The organism is Actinoplanes sp. NPDC051633 (genome assembly GCF_040681735.1).
GTDB lineage: Bacteria > Actinomycetota > Actinomycetes > Mycobacteriales > Micromonosporaceae > Actinoplanes.
The window spans coordinates 1-16015 of the sequence record NZ_JBFAZH010000046.1 but is presented as its reverse complement, the minus strand read 5'-3'; the positions used below and the strand labels follow the sequence as shown (position 1 = coordinate 16015).

The 16015-nt window shown below is 72.0% G+C and carries 12 protein-coding genes; 9 read left to right on the top strand and 3 right to left on the bottom strand.

Annotated elements, in window-relative coordinates:
• Window positions 1-227 precede the first annotated feature (227 nt).
• From AB0M20_RS05060 to AB0M20_RS05050, 3 genes are all read left to right on the top strand, one after another.
• Window positions 228-614 carry a helix-turn-helix transcriptional regulator gene (locus AB0M20_RS05060; protein WP_364293941.1) on the top strand — a complete coding sequence of 129 codons (387 nt, stop codon included), beginning with the start codon at window positions 228-230 and terminating at the stop codon, window positions 612-614.
• 171 nt (window positions 615-785) lie between these two features.
• Window positions 786-1652 (top strand): PspA/IM30 family protein, encoded by an 867-nt coding sequence (locus AB0M20_RS05055; RefSeq protein WP_364293938.1) that lies wholly within the window; start codon window positions 786-788, stop codon window positions 1650-1652.
• Between the two features lie 4 nt (window positions 1653-1656).
• Window positions 1657-2421, top strand: coding sequence for a hypothetical protein (locus AB0M20_RS05050; RefSeq protein WP_364293935.1), 765 nt, complete (start codon window positions 1657-1659; stop codon window positions 2419-2421).
• Here the strand turns inward: AB0M20_RS05050 and AB0M20_RS05045 are convergent.
• Window positions 2400-3203 (bottom strand): DNA-formamidopyrimidine glycosylase family protein, encoded by an 804-nt coding sequence (locus tag AB0M20_RS05045; protein WP_364293932.1) that lies wholly within the window; start codon window positions 3201-3203, stop codon window positions 2400-2402. The two genes, AB0M20_RS05050 and AB0M20_RS05045, sit on opposite strands and share 22 nt — an antisense overlap.
• A gap of 42 nt (window positions 3204-3245) precedes the next feature.
• On the opposite strand from AB0M20_RS05045, the gene AB0M20_RS05040 reads away from it, so the two are divergent.
• Entirely contained in the window at window positions 3246-3992 is a 747-nt protein-coding gene (locus AB0M20_RS05040) for an N-acetyltransferase (protein WP_364293929.1), read from the top strand.
• A gap of 3 nt (window positions 3993-3995) precedes the next feature.
• Here AB0M20_RS05040 and AB0M20_RS05035 read toward each other — a convergent pair whose 3' ends face one another.
• A complete protein-coding gene (locus AB0M20_RS05035; RefSeq protein ID WP_364293926.1) occupies window positions 3996-4784 on the bottom strand; it encodes an SAM-dependent chlorinase/fluorinase in 789 nt (262 codons plus the stop codon).
• 84 nt (window positions 4785-4868) lie between these two features.
• Between AB0M20_RS05035 and AB0M20_RS05030 the strand changes: the two genes are divergently transcribed.
• A complete protein-coding gene (locus AB0M20_RS05030; RefSeq protein ID WP_364293923.1) occupies window positions 4869-5795 on the top strand; it encodes an LLM class F420-dependent oxidoreductase in 927 nt (308 codons plus the stop codon).
• A 24-nt stretch (window positions 5796-5819) separates the two neighbouring features.
• On the opposite strand, the gene AB0M20_RS05025 is transcribed toward AB0M20_RS05030, so the two are convergent.
• The gene (locus AB0M20_RS05025) at window positions 5820-10376 is read right to left on the bottom strand and encodes an ATP-dependent helicase (RefSeq protein ID WP_364293920.1); all 4557 of its coding nucleotides are present in this window, start codon (window positions 10374-10376) and stop codon (window positions 5820-5822) included.
• Window positions 10377-10595: 219 nt separating this feature from the next.
• On the opposite strand from AB0M20_RS05025, the gene AB0M20_RS05020 reads away from it, so the two are divergent.
• The 4 genes from AB0M20_RS05020 to AB0M20_RS05005 form a co-directional block, all read left to right on the top strand.
• Window positions 10596-11447: a DUF4397 domain-containing protein gene (locus AB0M20_RS05020; protein ID WP_364293917.1), complete on the top strand. Its 852-nt coding sequence runs from the start codon at window positions 10596-10598 to the stop codon at window positions 11445-11447.
• A gap of 12 nt (window positions 11448-11459) precedes the next feature.
• The gene (locus AB0M20_RS05015; protein ID WP_364293914.1) at window positions 11460-12746 is read left to right on the top strand and encodes a sortase; all 1287 of its coding nucleotides are present in this window, start codon (window positions 11460-11462) and stop codon (window positions 12744-12746) included.
• Window positions 12747-12824: 78 nt separating this feature from the next.
• Complete coding sequence (locus AB0M20_RS05010) at window positions 12825-14702, top strand: protein kinase (RefSeq protein ID WP_364293911.1); 1878 nt, start codon at window positions 12825-12827, stop codon at window positions 14700-14702.
• Between the two features lie 77 nt (window positions 14703-14779).
• Window positions 14780-16015: M28 family metallopeptidase (locus AB0M20_RS05005; protein WP_364293908.1), on the top strand; the 1236-nt coding region annotated here is incomplete at its 3' end.

Genomic DNA, 16015 nt, shown 5'->3' with positions numbered 1-16015 from the left:
CCCCGGAGGGGCTCGGATTCTCCGCCCTTGCCGAAGGCTCAGCGGCCGGTAGCAGCACAGCCCTCGGCCTGGGGGAATGGCTGTCGGCATCGATTCGTTTCAGCTATCTGCGACGTTTGGGTGAGCTCCGCATTTCGGCGGGGCGGGATGTCGGCGTGGCCCGCACCGGGTACGGTTGCGGGAAGCCTCCGGCGGCTGCCGGCGGCCCCGCCGCAGGAGGAGGTGCCATGGTCCTGCTACGCCGGGTTATCGGTGATGCACTTCGGGCGCGCCGGCAGGGACAGCACCGCACTCTGCGCGAGGTGTCCACCGCCGCGAATGTCAGCCTGGGTTATCTCTCCGAGATCGAGCGAGGGCAGAAAGAGGCGTCGAGCGAGCTGCTCGCCGCGATCTGCGAGGCGCTCGGCGCACGCTTGTCCGAGGTTCTGAGTGACGTGAGCAACACGCTGTCCATCGCCGAGGGCATGGAGCGTGTGCTGACGCCGGTTCCCGAGCAGCCCGACCAGACCGTCGCCGATGGGGACGTGCAGGTCTCGGTTCGCCAGGACTCGCCGCTCAAGGCCACTCTGCGGACCACGCGCAAGCGCGGCCGCGACATGATCTACGCAGCCTGATCCGCTGTCGCTGGTTTACCCCTGCGGGCGTAGCCTTTGCTGTGCAGCGCTGATTTCTCTGGGGAGAGTCCCTGATAACTCCCTGAGGTCACGTGACGACTGTGGCACCGGGCTGCAACGATGGATCGAGCATTCATCTGCCGATCGAGCGATTCGAGGGGATACGGCGATATGGCGAACCCGTTCGTCAAGGGCTGGCGTTACTTTTTGGCGCTCTTCGGCGCGAAGATCGACGAGTATGCCGACCCGAAGGTTCAGATCCAGCAGGCCATCGAGGACGCGCAGCGCCAGCATCAGGCGCTCGTCCAGCAGGCCGCCGCGGTGATCGGCAATCAGCGCCAGCTCGAGATGAAGCTGTCGCGGCAGATGTCCGAGGTCGAGAAGCTGCAGGGCATGGCCCGGCAGGCGCTCGTGCTGGCCGACCGGGCCCGCGCGGGCGGTGACGAGGCCGAGGCGCAGAAATACGAGCAGACCGCCCAGACACTCGCCACCCAGCTGGTCTCCGGCGAGCAGTCGATGGAGGACCTCAAGACCCTGCACGACCAGGCGCTCTCCGCGGCCGGCCAGGCGCGCAAGGCGGTGGAGAACAACGCGATGGTGCTCCAGCAGCGCATCGCCGAGCGTTCCCGCCTGCTGAGCCAGCTCGAGCAGGCCAAGATGCAGGAGACGGTGGCCAAGTCGCTGGAGTCGATGTCGTCGCTGGCCGCGCCGGGCAACACGCCGTCGCTGGACGAGGTGCGCGACAAGATCGAGCAGCGGTACGCGAACGCGATGGGTCGCGCGGAGCTCGCCTCCAACTCGGTCGAGGGCCGCATGATGGAGGTCCAGAAGTCGAGCCTCGACATGGCCGGCTCCTCCCGCCTCGAGCAGATCCGGGCCAGCATGGCCGGCGAGCAGCTCGGCAGCGGCAGCCAGCAGCCGGCGGTGGAGCAGCAGAAGGCTTCGGCCCCCGCCCAGGACCCGGCGAGCGTGGCACGGCTCGACGAGATCCGCGCGACCATGAACCAGAAGCGCGGCGACACCACGGCCGCCGGCTGATCCGATGGACGAGCGGACTCGCTACTTCCGGCGGCTGGGAAAGCTGCGCAGCTCGGCGCGCCGCTGGAGTGTCGTCGGGGGTGGCCTGGCCGCCGCCACCGCGGTGCTGACCCCGTACGCCGGGATCGGCATCGCCGACGCGGCGTGGGCCGCGGCCGCGGGTGGGTCGATCGCGCTGGCGATCTGGCGCAACCGGGACCACCGTGAGCTGGCGGCGATCGAGCCGCCGCCAGCCCCGCCGCCCGCCCTGCCGGGCGCCAAGCTCATCGCCGCCGTCGAGCGCTTCCCGGCCGGCCGGCAGATGATGCAGGAGGTGCGGCGGCACAAGGACCGCTACGCGTTGCGCGGCTCCGCGGTCGCGCGGGCGTGGGACAGGCTCGACCGCGCGTCCTCGACGCTGCAGGGGCTGGCCGGCCGGCTCACCGGCCCGGGCCAGGAGGCCCTGCTCGAGGCGGCCACGGCGGAGGAGTGGCTGCGCGATCTGGGTCAGCGGGTGGCGGGTGTCGAACGCGCCATCCCCCTGAGCCCGGTCGATCAGCGGTCCGGGCTGGAGTCCGCGCACGAGAGCCTGGCCGCCCAGTTCAGCGAGGGCGTGGAGGCGTTCGAGCGGCTGGTCGCGGCGGCGGCGAGCTGGGTCGCGGAGGACGGTCAGCCGATCGCCGACGAGCGGCACCCGAGCTTCTTCCGGCTGATAGAGGCCACCGACCGCCTGCGCGGGCTGGCCGACGGCCTGTCGGAGCTGCGGCGTTACGGCAAGCCGGCGGCCTGATCTCCGCCTTGGCAGTACCGGCACCAGTAGGTGACCCGGTCGTCGAGGTCTTTCTTGCTGATGGCCGTGCCGCATCGGCGGCACGGCTGGGCCTTCCGGCCGTACACATAACTGGTCTCACCGCGCCGCAGCGAGCCCGTGGTGGTCTGGGTCCACCGGCCCTTGTTGTTGGCGACGAGCTTCTGCGCCAGTGTCGCGACCTTCTCCAGGTCGTCGATCTTGCCGACCGGGGTCCATGGTGACAGGCCGCTGAGGAACAGCGTCTCGCACTTGTAGAGGTTGCCCACCCCGGCCAGGTTGCGCTGGTCGAGCAGCGCCTCGCCGATCGTCACATCGGGCTTCTCGGCGAGTCGCCGGGCCGCCTCGGCCGGATCCCAGTCGTCCCCGAGCAGGTCCGGTCCCAGATGATCCAGCCGTCGTCGTTCCTCCGCGGTCGGCCAGAGGGCCACCTCATGGAGGTGGAAACCGACCGCCGCCGCCTTGTCGGTCTTGAGGACGACGCGGATCAGGAACGCCGGCCGCCCGGACCACCGCTCGCCATTTCGGTACGTCCGCCACGATCCCTCCATCCTCAAGTGCGAGTGGAGGGTCAGCTCCCGGTCCTGCTTCACGAGCCGGAGCAGGAGATGCTTGCCACGGCTGCCGGAACTGGCCACGGTGAAGCCGGACAAATCGGTCGTCGCCAGCTGCGGCACCCGGAAGTCGGACCTGGTCAGCACCTCGCCCACCAGCGCCTTCTCCAGCACTCGCGCGGTGTTCCAGACGGTGTCTCCCTCGGGCATAATCACTATCCTGCCCCGTGGCGGGTCTGACACTCTTCATGCATGCGACTGGACATCGCGTCACTCGCCGACCGGCCCGAGGGCTGGGACCTGTGGGATCAGCTCGACGACTTCTGGCCGGCGTTCATGACCAAGGATCCCACCGGCGGCTTCTACTACGGCTATCTGCGCGAGCACTTCGCCGCGCACTGCCTGCTGGCGATCGACCGCGAGACCGGCAAGGCGGTCGCGAAGGCGCATTCGGTGCCGCTGTCCTACGACGCACCGATCGACGAGGGCATGCCGGAGGGTGGCTGGGACTGGGCCATCCGGCAGTCGGTGCACGACCGACTGAGCGGCGCCACCCCGGTCATCGTGTCCGCCCTCGAGATCCTGATCCGGCCCGACGTCCGCGGCTCCGGCCTGTCCGGCACGATGCTGTCGGCGATGCGCGACAACGTGGCCAAGCTGGGCTTCAAGGATCTGGTCGCGCCCGTCCGGCCGACCGGCCGGCAGGGTCAGATCTTCACACCCATCACCGTGTACGCGCACAGCACCCGGCCGGACGGCCTGCCGATCGATCCGTGGCTACGGGTGCACGCCCGCGCCGGCGCCCGGATCGTGAACGTCGCCCACCAGAGCATGGTGATCTCGGGCCGGCTGGCGCAGTGGCGTGAGTGGACCGGGATGCCGTTGCTCGAGAGCGGACCGGTCGAGGTGCCGCACGCGCTGGTCCCGGTGCACGTCGACACCGCGCAGGACACGGCCGTCTACGTCGAGCCGAACGTGTGGATGCACCACAAGATCTGACCCCTACCGGGCGGACACCCGCACCAGGTCGCCCGGCCGGACCGACAGCACCACGACGGCACGGCCGTTGTTGACCGCGATGCCGACCTGACCGGCCGAGTCCTCGTAGACCAGCAGCTCACCCTTGTCCACATCGGCGAAGGTCGTTCCGCGCCGCGCCGACACATTGCCGTTGACGGTCAGCTGGTGGCTCAGCCCGGCGAGGGTGCCGCCGGTGGCCGCGAGCTGGACGTTGCCGAAACGGTCCACGGTCAGCACCTCGGCCTCGATCCAGCCGTCGCCGACGTTCACCACGGGGGCGGGCAGCCGCACCAGGGCGTCGGCGTCGACCCGCGGACCGGCGTCGTCCAGCTCCGCGCCCAGCGCGATCCGGGCCGCCGCCGGCGCGAAGACGTCCCGCCCGTGGAACGTGCGCGAGACGTCGCCGAGGAACCAGTCCTTGTTGGACAGCTCCACCGCCACGTCGATGCCGCCGAGCGCCTCGGCCGCGGGGATCAGCACGCCGTTGTCCGGGCCGACCAGCACGCCCTGCGGTGTGCCGATGGCCAGGGCGCGGCGGGCGGTGCCCACCCCGGGGTCGACCACCGCGCAGTGCACCGACTCCGGCAGGTAGGGCGCGGTCTGCGCGAGGACCGCGGCGCCGCGGCTCACGTCGGCCGGTGGCACGTGGTGTGTGACGTCGATGACCCGGACGTCCGGTGCAATCCGTGCGATGGAGCCGTGACAGGCCGCCACGAATCCGTCGAACGTGCCGTAGTCGGTCGTGAGGCTGATCCATCCATAGCGGCCCATGGTCGTCAACGTTATCGTCTGCGCACGCAGAGTGTGTCCCACGTCGCCGGGCGCGTCTGTGTTTCTCCTGGCAGGCTGAAGATCATGCGACTGGTCATCTTCATCGAGCCACAGCAGGGCGCGACCTACGAACAGCAGCGCCGCGTCGCTCAGCTAGCCGAGGACCTCGGCTTCGACGGCTTCTTCCGCAGCGACCACTACCTGGCCATGGGCGTCGACGGCCGGCCCGGGCCGACCGACTCCTGGGTCACGCTCGGCGCGCTGGCCGTGCAGACCTCCCGCATCCGGCTCGGCACGCTGGTGAGCTCCGCCACCTTCCGGCTTCCCGGCCCGCTCGCGATCAGCGTCGCGCAGGTGGACGAGATGAGCGGCGGCCGGGTCGAGCTGGGCCTGGGCGGCGGTTGGTTCGAGCGCGAGCACCTCGCGTACGGGATCCCGTTCCCCGCCACGGGCGAGCGCTTCGACCGCCTCGAGGAGCAGCTCGAGATCGTCACCGGCCTCTGGACGGCGTCCGAGACGTACTCGTTCTCCGGCAAGCACTACGAGATCGTCGACTCGCCCGCCCTGCCCAAGCCGGTCCAGTCGCCGCGGCCGCCGATCATCGTGGGCGGCAAGGGCCCGAAGCGCACGCCGTCGCTGGCCGCCCGCTTCGCGGACGAGTTCAACACCCCGTTCTGCTCGGCCGAGGAGGCCAGGTCCCTCTTCCAGCGGGTACGCGAGGCGGCCTCCACCGCCGGCCGGCCCGACCCGCTGACACTGTCGTCGGCGGTGGTCCTGTGCGTCGGCCGCGACGACGCGGAGGTGGCGAGGCGGGCGGACGCGATCGGCCGCAGCGTCGAGGACCTCCGCAGCTCGGGAGACGCGGTGACGGGCACGGTGAACGAGGTGGTCGAGCAGCTGTCCCGGTACGCCGAAGCCGGCGCAACCCGGATCTACCTGCAGACGCTCGACCTCTCCGACCTCGACCACATGGAGCTGGTCGCCTCCTCGGTGGCACCCCAGCTGGCCTGACCCGAAGTGTGGGCTGGCGCCGCGTCAGCCGCGTAGGCGGAGGCCGCGGGGTGTGGCGCGGAAGCCGGCCGCCGTCAGGGCGTCGCTCAGCGGTGACGAGTGGACCGACTCGCCGTCGGCTCGTTCCACGGACATCGCACCCAGCGCCCCCGATTGCACCGCCCGGGCCAGCGCCTGGCCGGCCGCCACCAGCAGCTCCGGATCGTCCACATACGACAACAGCGTCTTCCCGCCCCTCTCGACGTAGAGCACCAGCTCCCCGCCGACCACGACCACCAGCGCCCCGGCCTTGCGCCCCGCCCGGTGCCCGGCCGCCGCCACCTTCTCGCCGTCACCGGTGTCGACGACCCGCTCCGGCCACGGCAACGCGGCCCCATACGGGTTCGCCGGATCGGTGGACGCCAGCACGACCGCCGTCGCGCCCGTCCGTTTGCCCAGCTCGGCCGGCTCTGACAATGCCCGCAACCGGTCCACCGCACCCGGCACCGCGAACTGCGCCGCCCCCAGCCCTTCCACGAAGTACCCGCGCCGGGCCGCCCCGCGCTCCTCCAGCGCGCCGAGCACCGGGTAGACCGCCGCGAAGCCCCCGGTTACCCCCTCGGACATCACCGCGCCGCGGGTCACCACCCCGTGCCGCTCCAGCAACAGGTCGGCCAGGGCGGCCGCCCGCCGCGTCGGGTCGAGGTCCCGGTCCGGCAGGCGCGACCATCGGCCGGCCATCGCCGGCGGGCCGGTGCGGCTCGGCATCGCCGGGCGGCCCGGTCGCCGATACCTGGTGCGAGACGGCGCCGCCTTGGCCCGGTGCGCACCTCGGCTGCCGAGCAGTGCCCGCAGCGGCGCGAACGTGTCGTTGGTCAGATGCCCGGCCCAGACCAGATCCCACACCGCGGCGGTCAGCGCGGGATCGTCCGTCGAGCCGACCCGGTCCGACAACGACCGGAAGAACAACGCCTGCCCGTCGTCGAGAGAGTCGAGCACCGACTGGTGCAGCGGGGTCAGCACGAGCTCGTCGTCGGGAGGGGGCAGCAGCAGCGGCGCGGAGTCCGCATACGCCAGCGTGACCCAGCCGTCGTTGTTGCCGACCGAGCCGGACCCGGCCCACGTCACCTCGCCCGACCCGCACAGCTCGTCCAGCATCGCCGGCGAGTAGTCCGCCACCCGCGCCGGCAGCACCAGCCGTTCCCAGGCGGAGGCGGGCACCGCGATGCCCTGCACCTGCTCGATCGACGCGGCGAGCGCGTCCACCCCGCGCGCGTTCCCGCCGATGTGCTGCCACTTGGGCAGGAACGCGGCCAGCACCCGCGGCGCGACCGGCTCGATCTCGCGGCGCAGCGCGGCCAGCGACCGCCGCCGCAGCATCCGCAGCACCTCGGCGTCGCACCACTCGGTGCCCGCGCCCTCCGGCGAGAACTCGCCCGACACGACGCGGCCGGTGGCGCTGAGCCGCTTCAGCGCCTGCTCCACCACGAACACACCCAGCCCGAAGTGCGCCGCACACGTCGCCGCGGCGAACGGCCCGTGCGTCCGCGCGAACCGTGCCACCAGGTCGCCGAGCGGGTCGGTGACCGGTTCGAGATATGCCTCCGCCACCCCGACCGGCAACGCCACCCCGAGCGCATCCCGGTATCGGGCGGCGTCCTCGACCCCGATCCACCGCTCCTCACCGGCGATCCGCACCCGCAGCGCGCGCCGCGACGCCTCCAGCGACCGCGCCCACTCCAGGTCGATGTGCCGGGCGGCGAGCGCCGCCTCGGACAGGTCACCGAGCAGCCGCAACAGCTCGGCGGCGTCCTCCGCGTCGCGCGGCGCACGTTGCGGGGACAGCCACTGCAGCTGACTCTCGGTCTCGATGACCACCGCCGGGTCGAGCAGCTCCCGCAGGTCGACCCGGCCGAGCAGCTCACCGAGCAACGTGGAGTCGAGCGCCAGCGCCGCCGCCCGCCTCTCGGCCAGCGGCGCATCACCCTCGTAGAGGAACGCGCCCACGTACCCGAACAACAGCGACCTCGCGAACGGCGACGGCCGCGGCGTCTCGGTCTCGACCAGCCGGACCTTGCGCCCGGCGATCTCCCGCATCAGGCCGACCAGGCCGGGGAGGTCGAAGACGTCCTGCAGGCACTCGCGGGCGGCCTCGAGCGTGACCGGGAAGTCGGCGAACTCGCGTGCCACGTCCAGCAGCTGAGCCGATCGCTGGCGCTGCTGCCACAACGGCTGGCGGCGGCGCGGATCGCGGCGGGGGAGCAGCAGCGACCGGGCCGCGCACTCGCGGAACCGTGACGCGAACAACGCCGAGGTGCCGACCGACTCCTCGACCAGCTGGGCGATCTCCTCGGGGTCGAAGGCCACCAGGTCGGCGCCCGGCGGCTCCTTCGCGGTGTCCGGCAGGCGCACCACGATGCCGTCGTCGGAGGGCATGACCTGGCCGTCCACGCCGTAGCGCTCACCCAGCCGGCGCGCGATCGCCAGGGCCCACGGCGCGTTCACCCGCGCGCCCAGCACGCAGTGCACGGTCATCCGCCAGTCGCCCAGCTCGTCGCGGAACCGCTCGACCACCACGGTGCGATCGTCCGGAAGGTTGCGTGTCGCCTCCTGCTGCTCCCGCAGATACGCCATCAGGTTCGACGCCGCCCACTCGTCGAGCCCTGCGTCGCGCAGCGAGCCGGTCGCCGCCTCGTCGCCGGCCTTGGTCAGCGTGCGCAGCCGTGCACCGATCGCCCGGCCGAGCTCGACCGGCCGGCCCAGCGCGTCGCCTTTCCAGAACGGCATGCGCGCCGGCGCGCCCGGGGCGGGGGAGACCAGCACCCGGTCGGGCGTGATGTCCTCGATCCGCCACGACGTCGACCCGAGCAGGAACACGTCGCCGACCCGCGACTCGTACACCATCTCCTCGTCGAGCTCGCCCACCCTCGACGTGCGCTCGGCGCCGGCCAGGAAGACGCCGAACATGCCCCGGTCGGGAATGGTGCCGCCGCTGGTCACCGCCAGCCGCTGGGCGCCGGGGCGGCCGGTCAGCTCATCGGTCGCGCGATCCCACACGAGTCGCGGCCGCAGCTCGGCGAAGGCGGTCGACGGATAGCGGCCGGACAGCATGTCGAGGACCGCGTGCAGCGCGGAGTCGGGCAGCTCGGCATAGGGCGCCGACCGCCGGATCAGCGCCGCCATGTCGTCGACCTGCCAGGCGTCCAAAGACACCATCGCGACGATCTGCTGCGCCAGCACATCGAGCGGATTACGGGGATAGCGCAGCTCCTCGATCGCGCCGTCGCCCATGCGCTCCGCGACCACCGCGCACGACAACAGGTCGCCGCGGTGCTTCGGGAACACGACGCCCCTCGACACGGCGCCGACCTGGTGGCCGGCCCGGCCGATGCGCTGCAGACCCGCCGAGACCGAGGGTGGCGCCTCGATCTGCACGACCAGGTCGACCGCGCCCATGTCGATGCCCAGCTCCAGGCTCGAGGTGGCCACGACCGCGGGCAGCTGCCCCGATTTCAACGCCTCCTCGATCTGCTTGCGCTCCTCGCGGGAGACCGAGCCGTGGTGCGCCCGGGCCACCACCGGCGGAGCGCCCATCGTGCCGCCGGCCTGCGCCATGATCTCGGCGGGCAGCCGGGTCGCCTCGGGCATCGGCTCGCCGCCGCGCTCGGCGGCCAGCTCGTTGATGCGCGCGCAGAGTCGCTCGGCGCCGCGTCGCGAGTTGGTGAACACGATCGTCGAGCGGTGCGACTCGATCAGATCGAGGACCCGCTCCTCGACCGCGGGCCAGATCGACGGGCTGTGCCGGCCGGCGCCCGGGTCGTCGGCGTCGGCGTCGGGCACCTCGTCGAGACGTGTCATGTCCTCGACCGGGACCTGCACCTCGACCTCGATGACCTTGGCGCTGGGCGGCTGCACGATCTCGACGTCGTGCGCGCCACTGAGGAAGCGGGCGGTGTCGTCGATCGGGCGGACCGTCGCGGACAGGCCGATCCGCTGGGCCGGCCGGGGCAGCAGCGCGTCCAGGCGCTCCAGCGACAGGGCCAGGTGAGCGCCGCGCTTGGTGGCGGCGACGGCGTGCACCTCGTCGACGATCACCGTCTCGACGCCGCGCAACGACTCACGCGCGGCCGAGGTGAGGATCAGGAACAACGACTCCGGGGTGGTGATCAGCACGTCCGGGGGAGTCCGCTGGAAGCTGCGACGTTCGTCCGCCGGGGTGTCACCCGTACGCATGCCGACCGTGATGTCCGGCGGCGGCACCCCCAGCCGGCCCGCCGCCTGCCGGATGCCGGTCAGCGGCGCCCGTAGGTTGCGCTCGACGTCGACGGCCAGCGCCTTGAGAGGGCTGACGTAGAGCACCCGGCAGCGCTGCCGCGCATCCTGAGGCGCGGGCTCACGGGACAGCTTGTCGAGCGACCACAGGAAGGCAGCCAGTGTTTTGCCGGAGCCGGTCGGGGCCACCACCAGGGCGTTGCGCCCGGCGCCGATCGCTCGCCACGCCCCGGCCTGGGCGGCGGTGGGCGCGGCGAACGCGGCCCGGAACCACTCTCTGGTGGCCGGCCCGAACTGCTCCAACACGTCTGCTTCCCGCACGTCATCCATGGTGCCCCGGGGGTACGACAAAAATCGGGGCCCGGCAAAACCGGCAGGACGATACCGATCTATCGGTCATGCGAACACGAGTCAGACAACCGACGGGCGGCGCCGGTTGACCGGACGGACCATGGTGCGGTCCGGTGTCCTGCGGCACATTGATGGGCACCGTGCTCCTACGTTCAACGGCCGAAGCAGCCAGAGGCCCCCACACAGACAGGAGGCTCCGTGTCGAAGATCGCATTGCATGTACGGCGCCTCGGTAGCGCCGCAGCGGCCGCCGCTGCTTTCGCGGCCGTCGCCCTCAGCGCTTCGCCCGCCGCCGCTGCAGGCGACGGGTACGTCCGGCTGGCCCACCTCTCCCCGGACACTCCGGCGGTCGACGTCTACCTCAAGGCGGCGTCCGGCGGCAAGGAACAGGTCTTCCCCGGCGTCGGATACGGCGCCATGTCCGAGTACCTGCGGCTGCCCGCCGGGACGTACTCGGTCGCCATGCGCAAGGCCGGCGCCGCCCCGAGCACGAAGCCGGTGCTCACCACGCAGGTCGCCGTCGAGACCGGGAACGCGTACACGGTCGCCGGTGTCGGCCGCTACGCCGACCTGGGCCTGCGCGTCCTCGAGGACGACCTCAAACTCCCCGACGAGGGCGAGTCCAAGGTCAGAATCATCCAAGCTTCGGTACGCGCACCGGTGCTCGACGTCGGCGTGAACAACGGCCCGGCCATCGCCGACGGCGTCCAGTTCGCGACCACCACCGCCTACCGCGAGGTCAAGCCGGGCAGGTGGACGGTCAAGGTCCAGCCCAGCGGCGGTGGCAAGAGCAGCGCCCTGCCGTGCACCCTCGGCGCCGGCAGCGTCTACTCGCTGCTGGTCCTCGACGCCAAGGGCGGTGGTCTCAAGACCGAGTTGCACGTGGACGCCGGTCGGGCGGGCACCGTCCCGATGGGTGGTGTCGCGACCGGTGACGGCGGGACGCAGCCGGCCTCGCCGATGCCGACGGCACTGATCGTGGCGGGCGCCGCGGCCGTGCTCACCGGCGGCCTGGTGTTCGCGATCCGCCGTCGCCCGCGGACGGCCTGACCGGGCCGAGAAGTGACGACGGAGATCCCGGAGGCGCCGGCCCGCCCGGATCCGGAGCGGGCGGCGCCTGCCGAGCCGGTGGCGCGCGGGGTGATACGGATCGGCCGGGCCGGCGAGCCGCCGGCCCGCGGCCGTGCATCGGTCCGGGGTGCGATCAACCCGGCCCACCGGCACGCCCCGCCGTATCTCCACCCGGCCCGGCGCGACCGGACACCAACGCCGCGCGTCGACGCCGGCCCGCCGAACGTCGGCCGCGCTGAAGCGGGCGCCGACTCCGGGCGCACCGCTACCAAATCGCCGGCGGACTCGTCTCGGCCGATCGATGTCGGTCTGAGTATCTTCGGGCCGCGGCCGGCCGAGCTCTGGCCGACGCAGCCCCGAGCTGCGGAGACTGCCGCGAACTCGGCCCCGCCGCAGCCTGCGTGGCCGCCGACGGTGGAGACGGCGCACGCGCACGTCCGCCGCGGCAAATCGGCCTGGCCGCCCTCCGCGGAGCCTGCGGTGGCCAAGCCGGCCTGGCCGCCGATCCCGGCGCGGCACGCTCCGGATGAAAAGCCGCAGATCGGCGCGGACCAATCCGCTGAGCCGTCCGCGCCGAATCCGGAGGTGCGGGAAGAGTCGAAGAAGCGGCGTCGCGGCCGGGGTGTCCTGGTGCCGCTGGCGGCCGGTGTGCTGGCCGCCTTCGTGGCGGGCACCGGCTATCTCGCGGTCAAGGACCGGCCGATCACCGACGACATCGGCCGCTGGACCGGCACCCCGCCGGCCGCGGCGCCGAACACGGCGGCCTCCGACACGGCGCCGTTTGCGGTGCCGGCCGACGGCAGCACAGCCGACCCCTTCGGCCTCGGCGCGCAGACCGTGACCGGCGTCCCGACGAGGCTGAAGGTCAAGGCGATCGGCATCGACACGTCGCTGGAGACGTTGCGGCTGGGCGGCGACGGCGAGCTCACCCCGCCGGAGAACTTCGGCAAGGCCGGCTTCTACGCCGACGGCACGCTGCCCGGGGACGTCGGGCCCGCGGTGATCGCCGGGCACGTCGACTCCAAGCGGGGGCCGGCGGTCTTCTACAAGCTGCGCGAGATGCAGGCCGGCGACAAGATCCAGGTGGTACGCGGCGGCCGCACGCTGTCCTTCACCGTGACATCGGTGGCCTGGTATCCGAAGAACAAGTTCCCGACCGACGAGGTGTACGGACCGACTCCGGACCGGCAGTTGAGGTTGATCACGTGCGGTGGGGTTTTCGATCACAGTCTGCGGTCATACAAGGACAACCTCGTGGTCTACGCGGTGGCCGGGTGAGCGCGGTTCCCCCCGATCCCGGCAATTGACTATCCTTGGGGATCAAGCGACGGGTGGGGGCTGATGGCGGTCAGGCGCATGCTCATCGCCGGTCGGTATCGTCTGCTCGAGCCGGTCGGCTCCGGCGGCATGGGCAGGGTCTGGATGGCCCGCGACGAGATGCTGGACCGCGACGTCGCGGTGAAGGAGTTCGTCCCGCCCGACTGGATGACCGACGACGAGAAGAACCGGCTACGCGACCGGACCCTGCGTGAGGCCCGCAGTGCCGCCCGGTTGAATCACCCGCACGTGGTCCGCATCTACGACGTGGTGCACGCCGACGGGCTGCCGTGGATCGTGATGGAGTATGTGGCGTCCCGCTCGCTGCACCAGGTGATCGCCGAGGACGGTCCGTTCGCCCCGGTGCCCGCCGCCCGCATCGGCCTGCACGTGCTGGATGCTCTGACCGCCGCGCACCGGGCCGGCGTGCTGCACCGCGACGTGAAGCCGCACAACGTCCTGATCGGCCCCGACGGCCGCGTCGTGCTGACCGATTTCGGCCTGGCCACCTTCGTCGACGACGGCTCGGTCACCGGGCCGGGCCTGGTCGTGGGCTCGCCGCAGTACGTGTCGCCCGAGCGGGCCCGCGACGGTGCGTCCACTCCTGAGTCGGATCTCTGGTCGCTGGGCGCGACCCTTTACGCCGCCGTCGAGGGTCGTTCGCCGTATGCGCGGGACAGCGCGATGTCCACCCTGATGGCGCTGGCCACCGAGCCGCCGGACGCGCCGGTGCTGGCCGGGCCGCTGGCGCCCGTGCTGACCGGGCTGCTTCAGCAGGAGCCGGCGAACCGGCTGACCGCGGCCGAGGTCGAGGAGCAGCTGCGAGCGGTCGTCTCCGGCACGCGTACCCCTCGGCCGGCGAGCGTGGCGGGCCATCGCCCGCGCGTTCCCAGTCAGCGCAGCCCCGCCGAGGCCGGCAATGCGGCGCAGCCGCGGATGTCCACCCTGACCGATACCCCGGCCCGCACCGATCCCGAGCCGGTCGGCGACCGCAACGCGCCGCCGGTGACGGTCGGCGAGCCGACCACCCCGGCGGTCCGCCGGGGCAATCAGGGACCGGCGGCGGCTCAGTTGCCGATCTCGGTCAACGGGTCCGGGACGCCGGCCGCAACCCGCAAGCCCACGCCGCCTCCCGTTGACCCGGAGCCGCCGGCGGGCCCGGCTCCACGTCGCGGACGGCTTCTCATCGGCGGGATCCTGCTGGTCATGCTGCTGGCCGGCTTCGGGATCGCCGCGGGCTATCTGCGCCAGGGCGACGACCGCCGCGACGCGCCGGGAGCAGCGCCCATGTTCTCCGGCACGCCCGCGACCCCATCCGCCGCCGCGAGCGCGACAGCTGCCCCGGCGGCCGGATTCAGCCCGGTGGTCTGCGATCGCGAGCCGCCGGCGAACGCTGCCCGGACTCCGCAGCGAGGGGCAGCGCGCGATGTCAACGGATGGGCCCTGGCACCCGGCTACTCCTATTGGGCGGACCCCAACGGCTTCCACATCGGAGTGCCTGACGGGTGGACGGTCGAGCGGATCGGCACGACGGTGTGCTTCCGAGACCCGGACAATGTGCGCATTCTGAGCCTGGATTATGGCCGAAATCCCAAGGGTGACCCGGTCGCGGCGTGCCGGACCGAGGCGGCCCGCCTGTTGCGGGCCGGCGCGTTGCGCAACTACCAGCAGGTCGGGGAGATCGAGCCGGTGAAGCTGCTCAAGAAGGCGGCGGATTGGGAGTACCGCTACACCGGCGCCAACGACGTGCGCATGCATGCGAAGACGCGATGGTTCGCGAATGACGGCGCCGCATTCGCCCTCGGCTGGATCACGCGCGACTTCGACTGGGACCCGAATCAGGCGGCCTACTCCTTCATCGTGAGCACGTTCTACCGCGAAACGCCGAGCGGAAGGCGTGCGAGTCCGTCCCGCTGAGCGGTATGTCTCAACCGGTATGACAGTCGGCAGATCGACGACTGTCATATTGAGGATCCCCTAACGCGGAGGATCCCGTGAGACCACTCCCTGTCATCGGCGCGGCCACCCTGCTGATCGCGCTGGTAGCGGCGCCCGCACAGGCCGCGGCCGTCGACGCGCCCGACATTCCCCTGGCCAACGTCAAGACCCACCTCGCTCAGCTGCAGAGCATCGCGACCGCGAACGGCGGCAACCGCGCCCACGGCCGGCCCGGCTATCTGGCGTCGGTCACCTACGTGAAGGGCCTCCTCGACCAGGCCGGGTTCGTCACGCAGCAGCAGTCGTTCACCTACAACGGCGCCACCGGTTACAACCTGATCGCCGACTGGCCGGGCGGCGACACCAGCGACACGTTGATGGTCGGCGCGCACCTGGACAGCGTCGCCGCCGGCCCGGGCATCAACGACAACGGCTCCGGCTCGGCGGCGAACCTCGAGGTGGCCCTGGCCGTCGCCCGCACCGGTTTCCAGCCCGAGCGGCACCTGCGATTCGGCTGGTGGGGCGCCGAGGAGCTGGGCCTGCGCGGCTCCACCGCCTACGTCAACTCCCTGACCTCCGCCCAGCGGGCGGCGATCGGCGGATACCTGAACTTCGACATGGTGGGTTCGCCGAACCCCGGATACTTCCTGTACGACGGCGACAACTCCGACGGCACGGGCTCGGGTCCGGGCCCGGCCGGCTCGGCGGAGATCGAGCAGACGCTCGCCGACTACTTCACCTCGATCGGCGTGCCGACCCGGGGCACCGACTTCGACGGGCGCAGCGATTACGGTCCGTTCATCGCCAACGGCATCCCCGCCGGCGGCATCTTCACCGGCGCGGAGGGGCGCAAGACCTCGGCGCAGGTCCAGCTCTGGGGTGGTACGACCGCAGCGTTCGACCCCTGCTACCACCGGGCGTGCGACACCACGGCGAACATCAATGACACCGCCCTGGACCGGAACTCGGACGCGATCGCCCACGCCGTCTGGAACCTCGCCTCGGCCGGTGAGGACCCGCCGCCGCCCGGACAGACCGTCTGGTCGGACACCTTCGAGACCGCGACCGGCTGGACCGCCGGGACCGGCGACGCGGCGACCTCGGGCCGCTGGGAGCGCGGTGACCCGCAGGCGACCAGCTCGGGCGTCGCGACTCAGCTCGGCACCACCGTGAGCGGCACCTTCGACCTGGTCACCGGGGCCACGGCCGGCTCCAGCGCCGGGGCCAACGACGTCGACGGCGGGGCCACGACGATCCGGTCGCCGAGCATCACGCTGCCGGCCGGGACGCTG

Bases quoted from the DNA above. Each gene is read 5' to 3' on its own strand.
- AB0M20_RS05060 (WP_364293941.1), top strand. From the start codon at position 228: ATGGTCCTGCTACGCCGGGTTATCGGTGATGCACTTCGGGCGCGCCGG.
- AB0M20_RS05055 (WP_364293938.1), top strand. From the start codon at position 786: ATGGCGAACCCGTTCGTCAAGGGCTGGCGTTACTTTTTGGCGCTCTTC.
- AB0M20_RS05050 (WP_364293935.1), top strand. From the start codon at position 1,657: ATGGACGAGCGGACTCGCTACTTCCGGCGGCTGGGAAAGCTGCGCAGC.
- AB0M20_RS05045 (WP_364293932.1), bottom strand. From the start codon at position 3,203: ATGCCCGAGGGAGACACCGTCTGGAACACCGCGCGAGTGCTGGAGAAG.
- AB0M20_RS05040 (WP_364293929.1), top strand. From the start codon at position 3,246: ATGCGACTGGACATCGCGTCACTCGCCGACCGGCCCGAGGGCTGGGAC.
- AB0M20_RS05035 (WP_364293926.1), bottom strand. From the start codon at position 4,784: ATGGGCCGCTATGGATGGATCAGCCTCACGACCGACTACGGCACGTTC.
- AB0M20_RS05030 (WP_364293923.1), top strand. From the start codon at position 4,869: ATGCGACTGGTCATCTTCATCGAGCCACAGCAGGGCGCGACCTACGAA.
- AB0M20_RS05025 (WP_364293920.1), bottom strand. From the start codon at position 10,376: ATGGATGACGTGCGGGAAGCAGACGTGTTGGAGCAGTTCGGGCCGGCC.
- AB0M20_RS05010 (WP_364293911.1), top strand. From the start codon at position 12,825: ATGCTCATCGCCGGTCGGTATCGTCTGCTCGAGCCGGTCGGCTCCGGC.